General features: G+C 72.2%; 19 protein-coding genes and 1 tRNA gene. 8 read left to right on the forward strand and 12 right to left on the reverse strand.

Annotation, left to right across the window (positions count from 1 at the left end; genetic code table 11):
- Window positions 1-75 precede the first annotated feature (75 nt).
- From V6U86_RS13030 to V6U86_RS13050, 5 genes are all read right to left on the reverse strand, one after another.
- The gene (locus tag V6U86_RS13030) at window positions 76-531 is read right to left on the reverse strand and encodes a DUF4383 domain-containing protein (protein WP_334502540.1); all 456 of its coding nucleotides are present in this window, start codon (window positions 529-531) and stop codon (window positions 76-78) included.
- Window positions 532-631: 100 nt separating this feature from the next.
- Window positions 632-2,437: an ABC-F family ATP-binding cassette domain-containing protein gene (locus V6U86_RS13035; RefSeq protein WP_334502542.1), complete on the reverse strand. Its 1,806-nt coding sequence runs from the start codon at window positions 2,435-2,437 to the stop codon at window positions 632-634.
- 120 nt (window positions 2,438-2,557) lie between these two features.
- Window positions 2,558-3,508, reverse strand: coding sequence for a 4-(cytidine 5'-diphospho)-2-C-methyl-D-erythritol kinase (locus V6U86_RS13040; RefSeq protein WP_334502544.1), 951 nt, complete (start codon window positions 3,506-3,508; stop codon window positions 2,558-2,560).
- Between the two features lie 86 nt (window positions 3,509-3,594).
- Complete coding sequence (gene rsmA / locus V6U86_RS13045; protein ID WP_334502546.1) at window positions 3,595-4,464, reverse strand: 16S rRNA (adenine(1518)-N(6)/adenine(1519)-N(6))-dimethyltransferase RsmA; 870 nt, start codon at window positions 4,462-4,464, stop codon at window positions 3,595-3,597.
- Window positions 4,465-4,510: 46 nt separating this feature from the next.
- Window positions 4,511-5,410 carry a TatD family hydrolase gene (locus tag V6U86_RS13050; RefSeq protein WP_334502870.1) on the reverse strand — a complete coding sequence of 300 codons (900 nt, stop codon included), beginning with the start codon at window positions 5,408-5,410 and terminating at the stop codon, window positions 4,511-4,513.
- Between the two features lie 128 nt (window positions 5,411-5,538).
- On the opposite strand from V6U86_RS13050, the gene V6U86_RS13055 reads away from it, so the two are divergent.
- Window positions 5,539-6,786 carry a hypothetical protein gene (locus tag V6U86_RS13055; RefSeq protein ID WP_334502548.1) on the forward strand — a complete coding sequence of 416 codons (1,248 nt, stop codon included), beginning with the start codon at window positions 5,539-5,541 and terminating at the stop codon, window positions 6,784-6,786.
- Between the two features lie 43 nt (window positions 6,787-6,829).
- Here the strand turns inward: V6U86_RS13055 and metG are convergent, their stop codons facing one another.
- Window positions 6,830-8,632 carry a methionine--tRNA ligase gene (gene metG, locus V6U86_RS13060; protein ID WP_334502550.1) on the reverse strand — a complete coding sequence of 601 codons (1,803 nt, stop codon included), beginning with the start codon at window positions 8,630-8,632 and terminating at the stop codon, window positions 6,830-6,832.
- A gap of 149 nt (window positions 8,633-8,781) precedes the next feature.
- On the opposite strand from metG, the gene V6U86_RS13065 reads away from it, so the two are divergent.
- Window positions 8,782-9,681: a hypothetical protein gene (locus tag V6U86_RS13065; RefSeq protein ID WP_334502552.1), complete on the forward strand. Its 900-nt coding sequence runs from the start codon at window positions 8,782-8,784 to the stop codon at window positions 9,679-9,681.
- Between the two features lie 31 nt (window positions 9,682-9,712).
- On the opposite strand, the gene rsmI is transcribed toward V6U86_RS13065, so the two are convergent.
- Complete coding sequence (gene rsmI, locus V6U86_RS13070) at window positions 9,713-10,552, reverse strand: 16S rRNA (cytidine(1402)-2'-O)-methyltransferase (protein WP_442934936.1); 840 nt, start codon at window positions 10,550-10,552, stop codon at window positions 9,713-9,715.
- Between the two features lie 208 nt (window positions 10,553-10,760).
- On the opposite strand from rsmI, the gene V6U86_RS13075 reads away from it, so the two are divergent.
- From V6U86_RS13075 to V6U86_RS13085, 3 genes are all read left to right on the forward strand, one after another.
- Window positions 10,761-12,359: a dolichyl-phosphate-mannose--protein mannosyltransferase gene (locus V6U86_RS13075; RefSeq protein ID WP_442934937.1), complete on the forward strand. Its 1,599-nt coding sequence runs from the start codon at window positions 10,761-10,763 to the stop codon at window positions 12,357-12,359.
- Between the two features lie 367 nt (window positions 12,360-12,726).
- Complete coding sequence (locus tag V6U86_RS13080; RefSeq protein ID WP_334502558.1) at window positions 12,727-14,010, forward strand: VWA domain-containing protein; 1,284 nt, start codon at window positions 12,727-12,729, stop codon at window positions 14,008-14,010.
- Window positions 14,010-14,792 (forward strand): peptidase, encoded by a 783-nt coding sequence (locus tag V6U86_RS13085; RefSeq protein ID WP_442934933.1) that lies wholly within the window; start codon window positions 14,010-14,012, stop codon window positions 14,790-14,792. The genes V6U86_RS13080 and V6U86_RS13085 overlap by 1 nt, the downstream gene beginning before the upstream one ends.
- A 44-nt stretch (window positions 14,793-14,836) precedes the next feature.
- Here the strand turns inward: V6U86_RS13085 and V6U86_RS13090 are convergent, their stop codons facing one another.
- On the reverse strand, window positions 14,837-15,106 hold the full coding sequence (locus V6U86_RS13090; protein WP_334502560.1) for a hypothetical protein: 270 nt from the start codon (window positions 15,104-15,106) through the stop codon (window positions 14,837-14,839).
- A gap of 192 nt (window positions 15,107-15,298) precedes the next feature.
- On the opposite strand from V6U86_RS13090, the gene V6U86_RS13095 reads away from it, so the two are divergent.
- Window positions 15,299-15,955, forward strand: coding sequence for a 4'-phosphopantetheinyl transferase family protein (locus V6U86_RS13095; protein WP_334502875.1), 657 nt, complete (start codon window positions 15,299-15,301; stop codon window positions 15,953-15,955).
- Window positions 15,956-16,000: 45 nt separating this feature from the next.
- On the opposite strand, the gene V6U86_RS13100 is transcribed toward V6U86_RS13095, so the two are convergent.
- On the reverse strand, window positions 16,001-17,086 hold the full coding sequence (locus V6U86_RS13100) for a Gfo/Idh/MocA family protein (protein ID WP_334502562.1): 1,086 nt from the start codon (window positions 17,084-17,086) through the stop codon (window positions 16,001-16,003).
- Window positions 17,087-17,155: 69 nt separating this feature from the next.
- Between V6U86_RS13100 and V6U86_RS13105 the strand changes: the two genes are divergently transcribed.
- Both V6U86_RS13105 and V6U86_RS13110 read left to right on the forward strand, forming a co-directional pair.
- Window positions 17,156-17,905, forward strand: coding sequence for a hypothetical protein (locus V6U86_RS13105; RefSeq protein ID WP_334502564.1), 750 nt, complete (start codon window positions 17,156-17,158; stop codon window positions 17,903-17,905).
- A gap of 119 nt (window positions 17,906-18,024) precedes the next feature.
- Entirely contained in the window at window positions 18,025-18,624 is a 600-nt protein-coding gene (locus V6U86_RS13110) for a hypothetical protein (protein ID WP_334502567.1), read from the forward strand.
- Window positions 18,625-18,695: 71 nt separating this feature from the next.
- Here V6U86_RS13110 and V6U86_RS13115 read toward each other — a convergent pair.
- The 3 genes from V6U86_RS13115 to V6U86_RS13125 all read right to left on the reverse strand — a co-directional run bounded on the left by V6U86_RS13115 (window position 18,696) and on the right by V6U86_RS13125 (window position 20,695).
- A tRNA-Ala gene (locus V6U86_RS13115) sits at window positions 18,696-18,769 on the reverse strand.
- Window positions 18,770-19,084: 315 nt separating this feature from the next.
- On the reverse strand, window positions 19,085-19,867 hold the full coding sequence (sepX, locus tag V6U86_RS13120) for a divisome protein SepX/GlpR (RefSeq protein ID WP_334502877.1): 783 nt from the start codon (window positions 19,865-19,867) through the stop codon (window positions 19,085-19,087).
- A gap of 177 nt (window positions 19,868-20,044) precedes the next feature.
- Window positions 20,045-20,695 carry a GNAT family N-acetyltransferase gene (locus V6U86_RS13125; RefSeq protein WP_334502570.1) on the reverse strand — a complete coding sequence of 217 codons (651 nt, stop codon included), beginning with the start codon at window positions 20,693-20,695 and terminating at the stop codon, window positions 20,045-20,047.
- Window positions 20,696-20,767 lie beyond the last annotated feature (72 nt).

A 20,767-nucleotide genomic window follows, 5' to 3' on the forward strand; every position in this document is an offset into this window, starting at 1 on the left:
TGACCGCCCGGAGCAGATCGGGCTCCGGCGAAAACCCACGGCCGCAACCAAGGCAACCGCAACCAACGAAAAAGATCAGAGAACGAGACGAGCCTTCTGGAACGCCTCCGCCTCGTCCTCCGTGCCGACCTTGCCGTACATGCCGACCATCAGCAGCACCAGCGCGGCCGTCATCACCACGATCACGGTGCTGATGCTGAAGTTGAAGATGTTGGCGTCGGTCCGGATGAACGCGAGACCGGCCAGGCTGATCACCATCAGGCCGTACGCCAGCCACTGGTTGATCGCCACGTCGATGTTGCGGCCGAGCGCGGTGCCGACCAGCACGACGATCCCGAGCAGCACGCTGAGCAGCGAGAAGCCGAGGTTGGTGCCCTGGCCGAGGACCCGGGTGTCGTCCTGGGCGAGGATCTCGTTGCCGGTGCTCGCGATGATGCCGAGCACACCGAAGACGACCAGGTACAGACCGGTGAGCCCGCCGATCGCCCGGTAGATCGGCCGCGCGGGGTGGTTGACGGGGGTGTGGGCCATGTCTGTGTCTCCAACGCCGTGAGGTGAGGTGTCGCCGACGATTGTCTCGCACGTGGTGGTGTGACGCCGCACACGGGGGCCGGGCGGCGTGCCCGGCCGCTCAGCTTTCGGGCAGGTCCTCGGCGAGGGTCATCCAGCTCTCCTCGATCCGCTCCCGCTCGGCCCGCAGATCCTTGAGCTGGGTGTCCAACTCGGCGACCCGGGCGTAGTCGGTGGCGTCCGCGGCGAGCTGATCGAGCAGCGTGGTCTCGCGCTGGTCGAGCTTGCCGAGTTGCCGCTCCAGCCGGGTCAGCTCCTTGCGGGCCTGACGGACCTCGGCGGCGGACATGCCGCTCGCGGTCGGGCCGGTGGGCGCGGCGGTCGGGGTGGCCCCGGCGCGGCTGGTCCCGGCCCGCTCGGCAGTCCGTGCGAGATATTCGTCCACCCCGCCCGGCAGGTGCACCAACCGACCGTCGCCGAACATCCCGTACGCGGTGTCGGTGACCCGCTCGATCAGGTACCGGTCGTGGCTGGCCACGATGATCGTGCCGGGCCACGAGTCGAGCAGGTCCTCCAGCGCGGCGAGGGTGTCGGTGTCCAGGTCGTTGGTGGGCTCGTCAAAGAGCAGCACGTTGGGCTCGCCGGCCAGCAGCCGCAGCATCTGCAACCGGCGACGTTCGCCACCGGAGAGGTCACTGACCGGGGTCCAGAGTCGGCGGTCGTCGAAGCCGAACACCTCGGCGAGCTGGGACGCGGAGACCTCCCGGTCACCGAGCTGGACCCGGCGGGCGACCTCCTCGACGGCTTCCAGCACCCGCAGGTGCCCAGGCAGCTCGGTGAGCTCCTGGGACAGGAAGGCGGGCCGCACGGTGGAGCCGGTGCCGAGACGGCCACCGTCGGGGCGGGTGATGCCGGCGAGCATCCGCAGCAGGGTGGTCTTGCCGGCGCCGTTGGCGCCGAGGATGGCGATCCGGTCGCCGGGGCCCACCAGCCAGGTGACGTCGCGCAGGATCTCCTTCGGCCCGGCGTGCAGCTCGACGTTCTCCAGCTCGTACACCTGCTTGCCGAGCCGGGAGACGGCCATCCGCTGCAACGACATGGTGTCGCGGGCCGGCGGCACGTCGGCGATCAACGCGTTCGCGGCGTCGATGCGGAACTGGGGCTTGGAGGTCCGGGCGGGCGGGCCACGGCGCAGCCAGGCGATCTCCTTGCGGAGCAGGTTCTGCCGGCGGGCCTCGGTGGCGGCGGCGACCCGCTCGCGCTCGACGCGGGCGAGGGTCCAGGCGGCGAAGCCGCCCTCGTAGGCGCGGACGGTCTGGTCGGCGACCTCCCACGTGGTGGTGCAGACCGCGTCCAGGAACCACCGGTCGTGGGTGACCACGACCAGGGCGCCCTTGCGGCCGACCAGGTGCCGGGCCAGCCAGTCGACACCGCCGACGTCCAGGTGGTTGGTGGGCTCGTCGAGGATGAGCAGGTCGGAGTCGCGGACGAGCAGCGCGGCGAGCGCCACCCGGCGTCGTTCGCCACCGGACATCGGGCCGACCGGCTGGTCGAGGCCGAGGTGCGGCATGCCGAGGCCGTCGAGGATGGCCCGCACCCCGGCGTCGCCGGCCCACTCGTGCTCGGCGCCCATGCCCTCGCCGAGCCAGGCGGTGCCGAGCACCACGTCCCGGACGGTGGCCTCGGGAGCGAGGGTGAGTTGCTGCGGCAGCCAGAGCACCCGCAGGTCGCGGCGGTGGGTCACCCGGCCGTCGTCCGGGTCCTCCTGCTTGGTGAGCAGCCGCAGCAGGGTGGACTTGCCGGCACCGTTGAGGCCGACCACACCGATCCGGTCGGCGTCGTCCAGGCCGAGCGAGACGTCCGTGAGCAGCCGCCCGGCGGCGCCGTACCCCTTGGACACCCGGTCCAGATTGACGATGTTCGCCACGTTCCACCCTTCAATGTCAAGGCGTCCCGATGCCGGCGGGCACCTGGACGCCTCTCCCAAGGGTACGCGGACGCCCCGAACGCCCGCGCCGCGTGCCGGCCGCCCCGGCGGGACCCGTGGTCAGCCGACGCGGGCGCCGGCCACCGGGCCGTGCGCGACCCGCGCCTCCCGGCAGACGCCCGCGGCGGTCAACTCGGCGGCGATCCGCTCCGCGGCGGCCCCGTCGGCGGCGAGGAAGACGCAGGTCGGGCCGGAGCCGGAGACGATGCCGGTGAGCGCGCCGGCCGCCTCGCCGGCCTTGAGAGTGTCGGCCAGCGCCGGGCGCATGGCCAGCGCGGCGTCCTGGAGGTCGTTGCCGAGCGTCCGGGCGAGCACGCGGGGGTCGCGCTGACGGAGCGCGCCGAGCAGGGCGTCGGTGCTGCCCAGCGGGGCGCCAGCGGCACCGGACTCGCGGAGCCGGTCCAACTCCCGGTACGCGGTCGGGGTGGACAGGCCGACGTCGGCGATCGCCACCACCCAGTGCCAGGAGGTGGGGCGGGCCAGCACCGGGCTGATCGCCTCACCCCGGCCGGTGCCCAGCGCGGTGCCGCCGTAGATCAGGAACGGCACGTCGGAGCCGAGGTCGGCGGCGATCCCGGCCAACTCGTCGCGGGACAGCCCGGTGCCCCAGAGCGCGTCGCAGGCCACCAGCGCGGCGGCCGCGTCGGCGCTGCCCCCGGCCAGCCCACCGGCGAGCGGGATCTGCTTGCGCAGGTGCAGGCGGGCGTGCGGCAGCACCCCCGCGTACCCGGCGAGGGCGTGCGCGGCGCGGATCGCCAGGTTGGTGTCGTCCAGGGCCAGCTCGCCGGTGCCCTCACCCTCCATGGTCAGGGCGAGGGTGTCGCCCCGGCGGGCCGTCAGCTCGTCGTAGATCGAGATGGCGTGGTAGATCGTGTTCAGCTCGTGGTAGCCGTCCCGACGCAGCGGGCCCACCCCGAGGTGCAGGTTGATTTTCGCGGGCACCCGCACCCGCACCGGGCCGACGGCCCCGCGTCGCTCGTCCTCGTCATCCGGTCGCCAGGCCTCGGTCACGGGGTGATGTCCCGCAGGTGCAGGCGGATGTCGAACGGCTTGGCCACGGTCAGCTCCTCGGCGTCCTGGGCGGGCACGGCGTCAGCCTACTTCGCGGCCGTCGTACCGACCGGAGCCGACGCGGCGATGGCGGCGAACTGCTCGACGGTCAGTGACTCGCCACGGGCGCCGGGGTCGACGCCGGCGGCGGTGAGCGCCGCGGCCGCCCGGTCCGCGCCACCAGCCCAGCCGGCCAAGGCGGCGCGCAGCGTCTTACGGCGCTGCGCGAACGCAGCGTCCACCACGGCGAAGACCCGCTCCCGGGGTACGTCGGCGCGGGGCGGCTCGTGACAGGTGAAGGCGACCAGGCCGGAGTCGACGTTGGGTACCGGCCAGAACACGTTCGGCGGCACCTTGCCGGCGCTTCGGGCCTGGGCGTACCAGGCGAGCTTGACCGACGGGATGCCGTACACCTTGGAGCCGGGACCGGCGACGAGCCGGTCGGCGACCTCCTTCTGCACCATCACCAGGCCGTGTCGCAGGGTGGGCAGCACGGCGAGCAGGTGCAACACCACGGGTACGGCGACGTTGTAGGGCAGGTTCGCCACCAGCGCGGTCGGTGGTGGGTCGGCCAGTTCGGTGGCGGCGATGCGCAGCGCGTCGGCGCGGTGCACGGTGAGCCGGGAGGCGTCGGCCCCGGCGTGCCGCGCGACCGTCTCCGGCAGCGCCCCGGCGAGCACCGGGTCGATCTCCACGGCGTGCACGTGCCCGGCGACCGGCAGCAGCCCCAGGGTCAGCGAGCCGAGCCCGGGCCCCACCTCCAGGGCCACGTCGTCGGGGGTCAGGCCGGCTGCGGTGACGATCCGACGCACGGTGTTCGGGTCGTGCACGAAGTTCTGGCCCAGCTTCTTGGTGGGCGCGACGCCCAACCGGGCGGCGAGTTCCCGGATCTCCGCCGGGCCGAGGAGACCGGTCATGGCTGGCAGCGTAGCGACGGGGCCGGTGCCGACCATCGGGCCGGGCTCACCACGGGCCGAAAGCCCGGTCGCCGGTGGCGGAGATGGCCGCGCACAACTCGTCCAGGTCGCTGCCGGTGGTCGCGGCGAGCGCGCGGACGGTCAGCGGAATCAGGTACGACGCGTTCGGCCGGCCGCGGTACGGCATCGGTGTGAGGTACGGGGCGTCGGTCTCCACCAGCATCTGATCCGCCGGGGTGAGCGCGGCTGCCTCGCGCAGCGCCGTCGCGCTGCCGAAGGTGACGGTGCCGGCGAAGCTCAGCAGATAGCCCCGGCGGACACACTCGCTGGCGAAGTCGGCGTCGCCGGAGAAGCAGTGCAGCACCACCCGGTCCGGAGCGCCCTCGTCGTCGAGGATCCGCAGCACGTCGGCGTGCGCGTCCCGGTCGTGGATGACCAACGTCTTGTCGTACCGCTTGGCGATGGCGATGTGCGCCCGGAAACTCTCCTCCTGCGCGGCCCGGCCCTCATCGCCGGTCCGGAAGAAGTCCATTCCGGTCTCGCCGATGCCCCGGACCCGGTCGCGGGCGGCGAGTGACTCGATCTCCCGCAACGCCTCGTCGAGGTCGACCAGCCGAGGCGCCTCGTTGGGGTGCAGCGCCACCGTGGCCAGCACGGCGGGATAGCGGTCGGCGATGTCCGCGCCCCATCGGGAGGAGGCGACGTCGACGCCCACCTGGACCAGCCGGTCCACGCCGACCTTCGTGGCCAACGCGATGGCCACGGCGACCGGGTCGTCGGACGGCCCGCCGCCGGGCACACCGGCCTCGCTGACCGTGATGTCCAGGTGGGTGTGGCTGTCCAGCACCGCCCGGGGCAGCGGCTCGGGGGCAGGCGGAAACTCTCCGGCCCGCCGGGCGGCACGGTCGCGGCGGGATTCAGTGGGCTCGCTCATCAGCCACAGCATCACACACCGGGGCTGTCCATCTGCCCGCCACCCGACGTTCACCGCGGCTACGCCGCGCGACTCTACGGTCGCCAACGAGCGGACGCGACAGCGTGCGGACCCCACCCACCGAACAGGGAGGCGACGGTATGAGCGTCACCCCCCAGGCCGACGGCACGGCCAGCGAGCGGACCGGACTGCACGTGGCGTTCGGCGGCGCCGTGTACCCGGCCGAGGAGATCGCCCGAGGTGCCGCGTACGAGTTGTTCAGCGCCGACGAGGTGGCCGGCTTCGAGTGGGCGCCCCGCTCGGGTAGCGCCCTGCCGTGGCGCCGTTTCGTGCACGTCACCGAGGTGACAGCGGTGCACGGGGCCACCGACCCGGCCGAGGAGCCGGAGGCGCCGCTGCTGATGCCCGCGCACCGCGAGCGGGGTTGGGCGTACCTGCACCAGCTCAGCCAGCAGCCCTCGTCGGCGGGTGACCCGATGCTGGCGATGGCGCGCGCGTCGGCGGTGGTCCGGCGGGGCACCCGGATGATGAAGGTGCTCTCGGCCCAGCAGGTCGCCGGTTACCTACGGGGTTGGCTGCCGCACGGCTTCTGCTACCGCGAGCACGATGTGGCGCACCTGCGGACGCCGGCGACGACGAGAGTGCTGCGTACCGATGGGGACGCAGGCCGCGACGGCCCGGACGTGGCGTACGCGTTGCGCTGGCGCGCGTCCGACCCGGGCGACTACGACGTGCCGGTAGGCCCGGCGCACCTCGGCCTGACCGCGCTGCCCTCCCGGGACCGGCTCGGCGCCCCGGTGCTGGGCACCGGCTTCGTGCCCAGCAACGGTCAGCTCATCCCGGAGTTCGTCACCCGGGACTTCGCCGACCTGCCGATGCCGGCGAACGCCGCCCTCATCGCCTACCCGGCGGAGGGGGTGGAGGTGGTGCTGTACACCTACCAGGCCGAGCAGCGCGGGTGGCTGCGGATGGTGGGCCCGCAGTGGCGGCATCTGCTGGCTGCGGTGCCGGACCTCTCCCCGGACCAGGAGTACGTGCCGAACGCCGACGTGCCCCGCTCGACCCAACTGGTCGGCACGTACGGCGACAACGAGTACGAGGCGGTCGCCGACCTGCCCGGCGGGTTCCGGGTGCTGGCGATGACGCGGGCGGCCCGTTACCCGGTGGACGCGGTGGCCCGTCGGGTCCGGTTCGCCCAGTGGCGGGGAGTGCCGTGTCTGGTGCTGCGGGAGGAGGCCGGCTGGCTGCGGATGCGGCTGCGCTACCCGAACCCGGACACCGTGGTCGCCACCGGCGCCCAGTGTCAGGAACGTGGCGTCTACGAGGCCTGGGCCCCGATCGCCGAGGTGACCGACGACCATGTGATGGACACCCGGTACGCGATGTGACGGCGCGCGGCGGCAGGGGTGCCTGCCGCCGCGCGCCGTGCGTTCAGTCGGCCAGCCGGGCCAGTTCCTCGTCGACGATCGACGGGTCGAGCTTGCGGAACACCGGCTTCGGCGCGGCCAACGGGCGACCCGCCTCGATCGACACCGACTCCCAGCGCGCGCCGACGGTGTAGTCCCCGGTGAGCACCGGGTACGCCGGCCCGCCGTCGAGGTCGTCGACCTGCTCGATCACCGGCATCGGCGCGTGCACGCCGGTGCCCCCGAGCAGCTCGTGCACCTGCTGCGCGGAGTGCGGCAGGAACGGGGTGAGCAGCGTGTTGGCGTCACTGATCACCTGGAGCGCGACGTGCAGGATGGTGCCCATCCGGGGCTTGTCCGCCTCGTCCTTGAGCTTCCACGGGGCCTGCTCGGAGAGGTACTTGTTGGCCTCGGCGACCACCTTCATGGCCTCGCCGATGGCCTGCTTCTGCCGGTGCCGGCCGATCAGGTCGCCGACCGTGGCGAAACCGGCCCGGGCCACCGCGAGCAGCGTCTCGTCGGCCTCGGTGAGCCCGGCCGGGTCGACCGGCGGGATCGCGCCGAAGTTCTTCGCCGCCATCGAGACACACCGGTTGACCAGGTTGCCCCAGCCGGCGACCAACTCGTCGTTGTTGCGGCGGAGGAACTCGGCCCAGGTGAAGTCGGTGTCGTTGCTCTCCGGGCCGGCGGCGGCGATGAAGTAGCGCAGCGCGTCGGCGTCGTAGCGCTCCAGGAAGTCACGAACGTAGATGACCACCTTGCGGGACGACGAGAACTTCCGCCCCTCCATGGTCAGGTACTCGCTCGAGACCACCTCGGTGGGCAGGTTGAGCCGACCCAGCTCGCCCGGCTCACCGTCGCGGGAGCCCTCGCCGGAGTATCCGGAGAGCAGCGCCGGCCAGATCACCGAGTGGAAGACGATGTTGTCCTTGCCCATGAAGTAGTAGGACTGGCTGTCCTTCCCCGCGCCGTCGGTGGACCACCACTTCCGCCACGCCTCGGGGTCGCCGGAGCGGCGGGCCCACTCGATCGAGGCGGACAGGTAGCCGATCACGGCGTCGAACCACACGTAGATCCGCTTGTCCGGCCGGTCGCGCCAGCCGTCCAGCGGGATCGGTACGCCCCACTCCAGGTCACGGGTGATCGCCCGGGGCTGGAGGTCGTCGAGCAGGTTGCGGGAGAACCGCAGCACGTTGGGCCGCCACCCCTCGCGGGTGTCCAGCCACTGCCGCAGCACCTCGGCCAGGGCCGGCAGGTCCAGGAAGAAGTGCTCGGTCTCGACGAACTTCGGAGTCTCCCCGTTGATCCGCGACTTCGGGTCGATCAGGTCGATCGGGTCGAGCTGGTTGCCGCAGTTGTCGCACTGGTCGCCACGGGCGCTGTCGTAACCGCAGATCGGGCAGGTGCCCTCGATGTAGCGGTCGGGCAGGGTGCGCCCGGTGGACGGGGAGATCGCGCCCATGGTGGTCTTCGGCACGATGTAGCCGTTGCGGTACATCCCCTCGAACAGCTCCTGCACCACCGCGTAGTGGTTGCGGGTGGTGGTGCGGGTGAACAGGTCGTAGGAGAGACCGAGGCCGTGCAGGTCCTCGACGATCACCCTGTTGTACCGGTCGGCCAGCTCACGCGGGGTCACCCCGTCGGCGTCGGCCTGCACCTGGATCGGGGTGCCGTGCTCGTCGGTGCCGGAGACCATGAGCACGTCGTGGCCTGCCATCCGCATGTACCGGGCGAAGACGTCGGAGGGAACGCCGAAACCGGAGACGTGGCCGATGTGGCGCGGGCCGTTGGCGTACGGCCAGGCCACTGCCGCGAGAACGTGACTCATGAGCAGTGAGCCTAGTGACCTGTCCGGGGCGTCCGCGAACCAATGGGGGGTGCCCGACCGGCGGACCGGGCCGACCACCTCGCCCATTGGTCCGATTTGTCGTCGACACGCGGCTCAGCTGCCCGTTTCGCCCACTGGGGCGGTGTGCAATGAACCTCGTGACGGGCAGAGGAGCGGCGCGGGACCACGAGGACCGTCCCACCGGAGCGGCGGTCGGCGACGACCCGGGGCGCGAGCCCGCCGCGCCGCGGGTCACCGGCGTCGCGCCCCAGCCCCGGCCGGTGCCCGGCGTCGACCCGGTGCCGGCCAGCGGGGAGTCCGTCGAGGTGGAGCCGACCACCGGTGCGCCGGTGGACGCGGTGCCGCGTCGGGTGCCGGTCCGCCGGCAGCGCGACCGCCGGCCCGACGGCGACCCGCCGAACGACGACGGCGGCGCCTTCTGGGCACCGATCGAGCAGGTGCACTGGGATGGCACCCCGGTCCGCAAGGACCCGGCGCCGGAGCGGTTTCGCGGCTTTCGGCTGGCGCGACGCCGGGCACCGAGCCGCACGTCCCCACCGCCGGATCCGCTGCCCGGGCTCGCCGCGCTGGTGGTGCTGAGCCTGTTCGCGGCCTTCTTCGCCTGGGTCAGCGCCGGCCCGTTCTGGCTCGCGGTCGGGCACGCCCGGACGGGCACGGTGGTAATCGACTACTGCTCCGGCAGCGGGCTCACCCAGCGGTGCCGGGGGATCTTCACGGCCGACGACGGTCGGTTCATCGCCCATGGTGTCCGGGTCAGCGGCGTGCCCGTCGACGGGCGCGCGGCCGGCACCCCGCTGCCGGCGCGGATGATCGGCCCGGACAGCGGCACCGCGTACGCGGACGTCGGCGTGGGCCGGCACCTGCGGTGGCTGCCCGGCCTGCTGGTGGTGCTGGGCTGCACCGCCGGCATCGTCCGGTGGACCGGATCGGCCCGAGTGCCCGGCCGCCGGCACCGCCGCTGGGCGGTGGCCGCCGCCGTCGCCGGCCCCACGCTGATCACCGTCGGCTTCCTGGTCGCCGCGTGGTGACCCCGCTGTCGGGGAAGCCGGATCACCCCGGTCAGCTGTGCACGATCGTGTAGACGTCCCGGCGGCGCAGCGCGTACTCGGTGGCGACGTCGGTGATGGCGTCCCGGCGGGACCGGCCGGCGGCCTCCCGCTCGGCGACGGCGGCGCGCAGGGTGTCGTCGTCGGGGCGTTCGGCGGCGGTCACCGGAGCCCCGGCCACGACCAAGGTGATCTCTCCGCGCGGGTCCCCCTCGGTGGCCCACCGGGCCAGTTCGCCGAGGGGGCGGCGGAGCACCTCCTCGTAGGTCTTGGTGAGTTCGCGGCAGAGCGCGGCCGGCCGGTCCGCCCCGAACGTGTCGGCCAGGTCGGTGAGTGTCGCCCCGATCCGGTGCGGCGCCTCGAAGAAGACCAGGGTGCGCTCCTCGGCGGCGAGCGCGCGCAGCCGGGATCGACGCCCGCCGGGGGTGCGGGGCAGGAAGCCCTCGAAGCAGAACCGGTCGCAGGGCAGCCCGGAGACGGCCAGCGCGGTGGTGACCGCGCTGGGCCCGGGGGCGACGGTGACCGGCGCCCCGACGTCCAACGTGGCGCGGACCAGCCGGTAGCCGGGGTCGGAGACGCTCGGCATTCCGCCGTCGGTGACCAGCGCCACCACATATCCGCCGAGGATGGCCTCGACCAGCTCGGGGGTACGCCGCTCCTCGTTGCCCTCGAAGTAGGAGACGATTCGACCGCCGACGGTGAGGTCGAGGTCACGGGCCAGCCGGGTGAGCCGGCGAGTGTCCTCGGCGGCGACCACGTCGGCGGTGATCAGCACCTCCCGGAGCCGGGCCGAGGCGTCGGCGGGGTTGCCGAGCGGAGCACCGAGCAGAATCAGGCGCCCAACTTCGGACATTTCACCCACGAATTCGTCTCCTTCATTGCTGGAATACCGGTATCAGGGACGACGGACGCCACCGGACACCTTGGCAGCCTACGATCGCCGGGTGACGAGTGCGTCGACAGCGCAGAGCCCGAGCGCCGACCCGGACAAGTTGATCCAGGTGTCGGGCGAGCCCAGTGCCCCCCAGGAGCCGACCGCTCCGAGCGCCGAGGGCGGCGGGGTGGCCGCCACGGTCCGGCGACGGTTCGCCACCGTCGACAGCCAGGTGGACCGGTTCTCCTGGCTGGCCACGGCGGTGGTGGTGGCCATCGCGGCGATCCTGCGCTTCGTCGGGCTGTCCAGCCCCAAGGGCAAGATCTTCGACGAGACGTACTACGCCAAGGACGCCTACGGGCTGATCTCCCGTGGCGTGGAGTGGAACTACAAGGACAACGTCCCGTCGTACGTGGTGCACCCGCCGCTGGGCAAGTGGCTGATCGGCGTCGGCGAGTGGGCCTTCGGCTATCAAGACGCCGATTCCAAGGTCTCCGTCCCCGGGCACCTGATGACCACCGCACCGGAGTTCGGCTGGCGATTCTCGGCGGCGGTGATCGGCACGCTGTCGGTGCTGCTGCTGGTTCGCATCGGTAGGCGGATGTTCCGTTCGACGGTGCTCGGCTGCGCGGCGGGCCTGCTGCTCGCCCTGGACGGTTTCCACCTGGTGCTGTCCCGTGCGGCCCTGCTCGACATCTTCCTGCTCTTCTTCGTGCTGGCCGCGTTCGGCGCGCTGGTGCTCGATCGGGACGCCCGCCGCCGGCGCTGGGCACGGGCCCTGGACGACGGGCTCGATCCGAGCCAGCCGGGCCGTGCCGGCCGGCCGCCGACCGGTTGGCGCACCTGGCCGTGGTGGCGGCTGGCAGCCGGGGTGCTGATCGGCTGCGCGTGCGCGGTGAAGTGGAGCGCTCTGTACTTCGTGCCGGCCTTCGTGCTGCTGGTGTTCATCTGGGAGGTCGGCGTCCGCCGCTCGGCGGGGGTTCGCCGGCCCTGGCGGGACACGATCGTCGACGAGGTGCCCTGGCTGGCGCTCGCCGGCGTGCTCATGGTCGGCACCTACCTCGCCACCTGGTCGGGTTGGCTGCTGACCGACGACGGTTACTACCGGCTCGCATCGTCGGCGGCCTACCGGACCGACTCGCTCAGCGACCGCCCGGTGATCGGCCCGCTGATCAACCTTTACGAATACCACCGCGCGGCGTACGGCTTCCACGCCCAGCTCGACGACGCGCACAAGTACCAGTCGTGGCCATGGCAGTGGTTGCTGCTGGGTCGGCCGGTGGCGTTCCACTACGCCGGCGACGGCGTCTGCGGCGCACCGACCTGCGCCTCGGAGATTCTGCTGCTCGGCACCCCACTGCTCTGGTGGTCGTTCCTGCCCGCCCTGGTGGCGCTGGTCTGGCTGGGTGTGGCCCGTCGGGACTGGCGGGCCGGCGCGATCCTGCTCACCGTGGCCGCCGGGCTGCTGCCGTGGTTCTGGTTCGCCCTTCAGAGCCGGACGATGTTCTCGTTCTACGCCGCACCGGCGGTGCCGTTCCTGGTGCTGGCCGTGGTGTATGTGCTGGGCGCGCTGATCGCACCCGCCGGGGGCGACGTGGGTGCCGTGGCGCCGTTGGTGCCCGGTGACCCGAGTTACGAACGCCGACTGGTGGGCAGCATCGCGGCGGGGGCGTACGTGCTGCTGGTGGCGCTCTGCTTCGCGTACTTCTATCCGATTTTCGTCGGCCGGGTGATTCCGTACTCGGACTGGTTGTCCCGGATGTGGCTCGACGGTCGGTGGATATAAGCATCGACAGGCGACGCGCCGCACAGCGCGACGGAAGAAGGGCCCGCACGCCGAAGCGTGCGGGCCCTTCTTCACAAAGACGCGCGCCCCGATCGCCTGCCACGGGGGAAGCGGGCGATTGGGGCGCGCAAGAAGAGCTTAACCACCGGGCACCACCGGCACAACGGGTCGACTTGGGTCAGATTTCCGACGGATGGTGGCCAGACCGACACCCTTCCTTGAACAGTTGACCGAGGGTGACCCGGCGTGGACCCAGCGCGCGGGCGCGGCCGGTCAGCGGCGTCCCCTGACCAGGGCCTGCGGCGTCAGGGCTCGAACGCCGCGACCCAAATGATCATCCAAAGTGGATCTCACTACACTGCGGGCCGTGATCAACTTCAGACGATCGACGGCCGTCCTTATCGGACTGCTGGCGACCACCGCACTGGCCGGGCCCGCCCCGGCGCAGGCCGACGAGGAGCCGGCGCCCGAGCCGCCCCGGGTCGAGCTGGTGCTCGACGTCAGTGGGTCGATGCGCGCCGCCGACATCGACGGACGCACCCGGATCGCGGTCGCCCAGCAGGCCTTCAACGAGGTGGTGGACGCGCTACCCGAACAGACACAGCTCGGCATCCGGGTGCTCGGCGCCACCTACCGTGGCAAGGACAAGAAGGTCGGTTGCCAGGACACGCAACAGATCGTGCCGGTCGGCCCGGTGGACCGGTCCGCCGCCAAGGCCGCGGTGGCGACACTTCGGCCGACCGGGTTCACCCCGGTCGGGCTGGCGCTACGCTCCGCCGCACAGGACCTGGGCACCGGAAACACCACCCGGCGGATCGTGCTGATCACCGACGGCGAGGACACCTGCGCACCACCGGACCCGTGCGAGGTGGCCCGGGAACTGGCCGCCCAGGGCACCAGCCTGGTCGTCGACACCCTCGGCCTGGCCCCGGACGAGAAGGTCCGCCGGCAACTGCTCTGCATCGCCAGCGCGACCGGCGGGACCTACACCGCCGCGCAGAGCGCTGAGGAGCTGACCGACCGGATCAAACAGCTCGTGGAACGGGCCGGCGACACGCACACCCGGGCACCGACCGTGGTCGGCGGCACGAACGCCTGCGACTCCGCGCCACTGCTCGCCCCCGGCGTGTACGCCGACCGGGAATCGTTCTCCGAGCATCGCTACTACCGGGTGCCGATCCGCCCCGGGCAGGAGCTGCGGGCTTCGGTGAGCATGGCGTTGGACCGAGCCGTCAACCGGGACTACGGGGTGCTGCTGCGGGCCACCGCGGCCGACGGCCGGGAGCTCGTCCGAGGCGCGGACGCCGGCAGCGGACGAGCGGACGTGCTCTCCGCCGGGCTGCGCTGGTCGGCCACCGCCGACGACGAGGATGCCGCGGACACCGAGGAAAGTCCCGCGCCGGTCGCCGAGCCCACCACCGTCTGCCTGGTGGTGAGCAACTCGTTCGCCCCGCGTCCCGGCACCGCGGCGACCCCGGGCATGCCGGTGGAGCTGACAATCGACGTGGTCGCCGCCGCACCCGCGCCGGACGGACCGGACCTCGGCCGAGGCTGGGTGCTGCTCGCCCTGCTCACCATCGCCGGGCTGATCACCGGTCTGCTCGCCGGCCTGCTCACCCGCTGCTGGGTCGCCACCTGGAGGGAGAACTGATGCGTAAGGCACTGTTCCGGTCGATGGCGGCGATGCTCACCGTCGGCGGGGCCGCCCTGCTCCCCGCAGCGGCCGCCGCCGCACCGACCCCCTCCCCGGGTGCCACGCCGGTGAACCGGGCCGGCACGTCGTTCCTCACCGCCACCCCGATCACCGCCGGACAACCGGTACGGGTGGACGCCTCGATCGGCGACCACCTCTACTGGTCGTTCCCGGCGACGGCCGGCCAGGTGCACGAGATCAACGCCACCGTCACCTTCCCGAAGGGACGCGACGGCGCCTCCACCTGGACGGTGGACGTCTTCGACGGGCTACGCCGACGCCAGGCGTGCACGGCGGGGGCACAGACCCCGACCGTGGACGCGAAGGCGTCGAACGTGGTGCTGGGCTGCACGCTGCGCGAGGTGCGGCCGTGGGCGGAGCCCTGGTCGGCCGATCCACTGCCCGGCACGTACGTCATCCGGCTCTCCGTGATCGACCTGCCGGAGCCGGATCTGGGTGCGCCGATCGACGTCGACCTGCTGGTCGGCACCATCGCCGACCGGGGCGCGTCGGCTGACGACGGCGAGTTGGCCGCCCCGCTGGTGCCGAACACCAAGGCCGGCACGGTGCTCAACGGCGTACCCCCGGTGGACGCGGAGGCCGACGACGAGAGCGACTCGCTCGCGGACTGGTTGCCGGATCTCGGCTCGCGTTGGGTCTGGACCGGCATCGGCGGTGCGCTCGCCGCGGTGGCGGGCGTGTTCGGCTTCGCGGTGACCCGGCGGCCTCGACGTCGCTGAACGCCCCTCTGGTGGCCCCGCCGTTGAGCGGGGCCACCAGAGGTTCAGCTACGCCGGGAGCCGCGCGGCAACCAGCCGATGAACCGATCCTGGAGCGACATCACCGGGGCGGCGCGCAGATCCTCCGTGGCAGCGGCGAGGCAGGAGCCCAGATAGACGCTGAGCATGGCGCGATCACTCCCGTACTCCGCCAGCAGCCGGGTGCGCTTCGTCGCGCATGGCCATTCGTCACCGCAGGAGCCGCAGCTCCAGCAGGGCGTCTTCGGGGCGTGGTCGTCAGCCGACACCCCCGGCCGTTCCGGACCATCGGTCATCGCACGTCCTTCCAGATGTCCACGGGGCTGGCCGCGCCGGCCAGCTTTGATGGTGGTCCCCCCGGAGCCATCAGGGAGAGCGCTGCGCGTCCCTCCGGTGTTACATCTTTGCGGTACTTTCAGCGGTCGTGGGAGTCGGAAAGTTGACGGTTGACCGGATGCGGCATTCCTACCGACCAGTAGGTCATGACGATGCGTGACCTGCTGCCATCGACGGTCGCGGTCGCCATCGCCGGGCCCGACGACTGGACGGGCGAGTTGCTCCCCGCTGAGCAGGCATGTCTCGGCGAACGGGCAGTGCAGACCCGTCGGCGGGACTTTGCCGCAGGCAGGATGTGCGCCCGCAGGGCGTTACGCGACCTCGGCCTGCCGAAGACCGCCGTGTCATCCACCGCCGACCGCGCGCCGGTCTGGCCGGCCGGCGTGGTCGGCAGCATCACCCACACCACCGGCTACTGCGCCGCCGCCGCGGCGCACACCACCGACATCCGGTCCGTCGGAATGGATGCCGAGCAACACCGCGAGATCAATCCGGGAGTACGCAGACTCGTGCTGCTGCCCGAGGAGGAGGCCGCCTGCGCGCGGCTACCCAGCGGCACCTGGTGGCCAATCGTGCTGTTCAGTGCGAAGGAGACCGTCTACAAGGTGTGGCACCCGGTGGTCCGCGGCTGGTTGGACTTCCACGACGCCCGACTCGACCTCGATCCGGATGCCGGCACCTTCACCGCCCGGATCGCACCGGCCCGGGTGGACGCGGCGGGTGTCGACGACCCGCCGGCATCGATCACCGGCCGCTTCGTCATCGCCGACGGGCTGGTCCGCACCGCCGCCGTGCTTCCGCTGCGCTGACCCGGGCAAGCCCCGCCCCGGGCGTCGTTCTTGCCCGATGTCGGGCTACCGCGCCCACGCCTCGGCGTCGGTGACGACCGGCTGGCCGGTGCGCACCGATTCTTCGATGGCGAGGCTGATCAGGTGGTCCTGGCAGGCTTCGGCGAGGGAGTACGGAGCCGGGCCCTCCTCCCGTGCCCACGCCCCGGCGCGGGCGACGATGTCGGCCACCGCGATGTCGTCGTCGGACATCCCGCTGCCGACGAAGGGATTGCGGTACACCACGTCGCCGTCGAAGCTGATGTGTTTCAGGTCGAGCCCCTCCAGGTTGAGGTCGAGACCCGTCTGGCGTCGCACCAGGGATGACTCCACCGGCGTGGTTGGGTCGACCAGACGCACCACCCGGTCGTCGACCAGCTCACCGCGCGAGCCCCGCACCACCAACCGGCGGGTACGCAGCGGGTTCCACCACTGGTTGTCGGTGAAGTCGTACAACCCCATCCGCCCGCCGAAGTCGATCGTCGCGAGGGTGGTGGAGAGCTGCTGCGGGGTGTCGTCACCGCTCCAGCCCGCCGGCGAGAGCGGGTTGGCCAGCGGCGCGACGAAGGCACGCGCGTTGACCTCCGCGCTCTCGTGACCGACGTTGAGCAGGCCACGGATCAGCGACACCGCGTGGTACAGGTGGGTCGAGGAGATCTGGACCGAGGTCGGCTCGCCGAGCACCCCGGCACGGACCAACGCCAGCCGGGCCGCGTGCCCGGGCATCAGCAGGTACTGCTCGGCGACCTGCACCAGACCGCTGTCGCCGACGTCGGCCCAGAGCGAACGCAGACCCGCCAGATCGGCGGCGGGCGGCGTCTCCGCGAGCACCGGCACGTCGGCCGCGACCAACTCCCGGGTGACCTCGGGCGTCACCGGCCACGGCACCGACACGATGACGAAGTCCGGCCGCTCGTGGGCGAGCAACTCCGCCGTCGTGCGGAAGGTCCGCACGCCCCAGCCGGCCGTCACCGCAGCTCCCCGCGACTCGGTACGCGTCACCACCCCGGTCACCCGGAACCGCTCGGGGAGCAGCCGGGCCAGACGAAGGAAGAACTCACCTCGCCAGCCGCTTCCGACGATGCCGAACCGGGTCTGGGCCATCGCAGTCATCTGCGCTCCTCACGTAGAGGTCCGGATGCTAACCGTTTCCGGGCCGCCTCTTTCGCTACGGTTGCGCTGATGACCATCGACTCGTTACCCGCTGAACCCGCGCCAGCGACCGTCGAGATGACCGACGCACTGCCGCACCTGGACTATTACCTGGTTGGCGCCCGCGACTCGGACACCACTGTGGAGGGCGTCGTCGTCGAGGAGTTCACCCGTGACGGCGACTTCACCACGACAGGGCTCGACAGCGCGGGTTGGACGCCCCAGTCCGGCTGGTGGAGTTCCGCCGCGCTGAGCCGCGACATCCGCACGGACCCCGAGGTGCTGGCGCGGGTGGTCCCCACGACCCGGCGGGAGGCCGAGGACGTCTACCGCGCGCTCGGCGGTGGGCGGCTGCCAGACGAGACGCTGCTCCGTACACACTCTCTCGACCATCAACCGATCGCCACCGCCCCACCGCTGCGGCTCGGCCCCGCACAGCCGCCGGCCGGCTTCCACGAGCGGCGGGTGTACCGCGTCCTCTTCGCCAAGGATCTCCGCACCGAACAGGTGGCGAGCCTCCGGACGGCCTGGCGGACACCGGCGGGTGGCACGGGGGCGTCCGCCACAGGCGCGTCCGCCGCGAGCGGTCGTCTTGACATGCACGGCGACCAGTTCACCTGGGATCTGCGCCGCGTCGGTCACACCCTCGCCTGGGGTCTCGACGTGACCGCACTGCTGGCGACCGACGCCACCGCGGCGCTCGGCTCGACCCTGTCCGAGCTGACGAACGTGCTGCGGCAGCACGGCCTGATACCCGTGACGACCGAACGCTTCTCCTAGACGGGTAAGTCCTCACCTGGCTGAGGCTGTGGGCGCAGCCGTAAGCCCCAGAGTGAGGACTTACCCGTCCAGGCACTGGCACCGACCACGGGACTACCCCGACGAGACTGGAGGCTCGGTTGTCAGTCGACCTCGAGGCAACCCTGGCCCGGCCCATCTCGCTCGCCGAGCTGGTGACCGCCGCGCGGGCCACCCTGGCCGAACTGCTCGGCGCGAACACGACGCCAGAGCTGAGCGTCGTCACCAACCGACGGTACGAACAGGGACGCCGCGTCGCTTTCGGCCGCCGCCTCGATCCGGCGGAACTGCGGTCCACCACAATCGGCGACCACATCGAACGCATGCCCAACGGAATGCCGGGCTCGATCCACCTCGAGATCGATGTCTCGGGCCTCGAGGACGGTGTCTGGCTCCTGGTCATCGACCACGAGCCGGAGGCCGGCGGCGACCCGGAGGCAGTCTTCAGCCCGTACCGGACGTGTGTGGGTGTCGTCGTGGCGCTGGCTCTGGCGCTTGCCGTCGCCGACCTCACTGGCGGGCAGTTCATCGACGACCAGATCCGACTGCTGCGGCCAGGCCACACTGACCCGCGTCAGGTGGTCACGGCGACTCGGCTGCCGCCCGAGACGGGGGATTTCACCGAGAGATGCGAACGCTATCTTCGCCAGTTCGCGCACCTCGGCGGGTGGCCGCGCGACGTGTCGATGGGGCGACCGTGACGGCTTCGTCCGCCACCCCGAAGATCGGAAAAGGCCGTCTCCGACTAGCGGAAACGGCCTTTGACCTGGGGTGGAGCTGAGGGGATTTGAACCCCTGACCCCCTCGATGCGAACGAGGTGCGCTACCAGTCTGCGCCACAGCCCCCCGCCGGCGAGCCGGCTTCGGTCCCACCCGGCTTACACCGGGCGGGCCGGCAGCAAGGCTAACAGGTCGCTGGCCCCCACCGCGAATCCGCCCCCGGTGCGGCGCTCTGGCCCTCCCGGAGATCGAACCGGGTTCCTGAAAATCGGGGCATCCCGGACGCCCGGACACCGCGACTTGCAGGAACCCGAGTCGATCAAGCCGGATGGGGGCGCGACCGGGGCCAGGACCGCCAGCCCGGCAAACGGACAGCCAAGGCCAAGGCACGGCCACGGTCAACGCACGGCCACGGCCAACGCACGGCCAGAGACGGGCGCGTCAGGCGCCTCGACCAGCCTCGTACGGGCGACCGCGGAGGCCGCCCGACCGCCGGTACGAGACCGATCCACCGTTGACCGCCGCTGGCAGGTCTCCCGGTCGGTCCAGGCCCATGGCGGCGCGGCGTACCCCCTCGCGCTGGGCTGCCAGACGGCGCTGCGCCTCCCGGCGGGCTGCGGCCCGGCGGGCCTGCTCCCGGCGCACCTCGGCCTGGCGGGCGGCAAGCCAGGCGGCCTCCCGCGCCCGGGCGCGGCGGCGACGCCGACCGGCGAGGGCCCGGCCCCGCAGGTGAACGACGTACAGGGCCAGGAGCAGGAAGGTGACCCCGAAGCCGACCCAGAAGCCGGGACTGACGAAGAGCACGCCGATCAGCTCGACGACGTTGAGGAGCAGCAGGGCGGCGAGCACCCGGCGACGCCGGTACACGGCGGGGGTGTGCTGTCGGCGCGGCGGCGGGCGGCGTCGGGACCGCTTCGGCGCGGCGGGCACGGCGCGCAGCCGCCCGGAGCGACGGGCGGCCGGCGGTGCGGAGACCGGCGTACCCAACGCTCCAGTAGTCGCATCCTCACTGAGGGTGACGATCAGTGAGCGCGGCGGGTGGACGGGTCGCCGTCCCGGCACAGTGCGGCGCCGTCGGCGGCGCTGGAGCACCCGCGCCGTCGACTGCGCCCGCTCCGCCACCAGCCGCTCGGTGGCGTCGTACCGGCGAACCAGCGCCGGGGCCAGGGCGAGCAGGCCGGCGGCGGCGAGGACGGCGAGGAGCACCGAGGTCGGCACCCTCACCCCTCCCGTCACCGAATTCGAAGCAACCGCGATCCGACCGCAGGATCTTCCACCGATCGCGCCTGGGTGCGTGGATCGTCCGGCCGGGGAGCGCTTGCCGCAGCTTGCAGTTACTTGAGGTTACGGCGCACCGACCGGGATGCCACCGCGCCGCGCCGATCCCGTCCGTGGGACGGCTCACCGAGTGGCAGCGCGCACCCGGTGCCAGCGGGCCAGCAGGCCACCCTCGGGGGCGATCTCCTCACTCGTCATCGCGTACCCGATGTGGTCCCGCCACGCGCCGTCGATGTGCATGTAGCGCACGTGGTACGACTCCTCGCGGAAACCCAACTTCTCCACCACCCGCCGGGACGGCTTGTTCTCCGGACGGATGTTGACCTCCACCCGGTGCAGCCCGCCGGGGCCGAACGCGTGGTCCACGGCGAGCGCGAGCGCCGTCGGGATCACCCCCCGGCCGGCGACCCGCGCGTCCACCCAGTAGCCGACGTAGCCGGAGCAGAGCGCCCGCCGCACGATGCTGCCCACGTTGATGTGCCCGACCAGCCGATCCCGGTCGGCCTCGCGCAGGCAGACCGCGAACGGCATGCCCTCACCCTCACGGGCCGAACGCTGCTGGTCACGGTGCACCCAACGGAACGCGGCCGGCGAGTTCATCTCGTCCCAACCGCCGGGCAGCGATGACTCCCAGGGCGCCAGCCAGGCCCGGTTGGCCCGCCGCACCTCCGACCACGCCGCCGCGTCGGAGCGCCGGTAGGGCCGCAACAGCACTGGGCCGTCGGCCAACTCCACCGGCCAGCCCGGCGACCGCGCGGGTCCGAAGAGACTCACCCGCACAGTCTCCCGCGCGGGACCGTGTCGCGCGCAAGTGGCCTCGCCGCGTTCACCCGACGATCACCCGAC

The sequence above is a fragment of the Micromonospora sp. CPCC 205558 genome, from assembly GCF_036902955.1.
Taxonomy (GTDB): domain Bacteria; phylum Actinomycetota; class Actinomycetes; order Mycobacteriales; family Micromonosporaceae; genus Micromonospora.

What these genes read in the sequence shown, in the direction of transcription:
- rsmI (WP_442934936.1), bottom strand. Translation starts at nt 10,552, where the DNA reads ATGTCCGAAGTTGGGCGCCTGATTCTGCTCGGTGCTCCGCTCGGCAAC.
- V6U86_RS13105 (WP_334502564.1), top strand. Translation starts at nt 17,156, where the DNA reads ATGACCATCGACTCGTTACCCGCTGAACCCGCGCCAGCGACCGTCGAG.
- V6U86_RS13095 (WP_334502875.1), top strand. Translation starts at nt 15,299, where the DNA reads ATGCGTGACCTGCTGCCATCGACGGTCGCGGTCGCCATCGCCGGGCCC.
- metG (WP_334502550.1), bottom strand. Translation starts at nt 8,632, where the DNA reads ATGAGTCACGTTCTCGCGGCAGTGGCCTGGCCGTACGCCAACGGCCCG.
- V6U86_RS13055 (WP_334502548.1), top strand. Translation starts at nt 5,539, where the DNA reads ATGAGCGTCACCCCCCAGGCCGACGGCACGGCCAGCGAGCGGACCGGA.
- V6U86_RS13050 (WP_334502870.1), bottom strand. Translation starts at nt 5,410, where the DNA reads ATGCTGTGGCTGATGAGCGAGCCCACTGAATCCCGCCGCGACCGTGCC.
- V6U86_RS13100 (WP_334502562.1), bottom strand. Translation starts at nt 17,086, where the DNA reads ATGACTGCGATGGCCCAGACCCGGTTCGGCATCGTCGGAAGCGGCTGG.
- V6U86_RS13030 (WP_334502540.1), bottom strand. Translation starts at nt 531, where the DNA reads ATGGCCCACACCCCCGTCAACCACCCCGCGCGGCCGATCTACCGGGCG.
- V6U86_RS13090 (WP_334502560.1), bottom strand. Translation starts at nt 15,106, where the DNA reads ATGACCGATGGTCCGGAACGGCCGGGGGTGTCGGCTGACGACCACGCC.
- rsmA (WP_334502546.1), bottom strand. Translation starts at nt 4,464, where the DNA reads ATGACCGGTCTCCTCGGCCCGGCGGAGATCCGGGAACTCGCCGCCCGG.
- V6U86_RS13065 (WP_334502552.1), top strand. Translation starts at nt 8,782, where the DNA reads ATGAACCTCGTGACGGGCAGAGGAGCGGCGCGGGACCACGAGGACCGT.
- V6U86_RS13085 (WP_442934933.1), top strand. Translation starts at nt 14,010, where the DNA reads ATGCGTAAGGCACTGTTCCGGTCGATGGCGGCGATGCTCACCGTCGGC.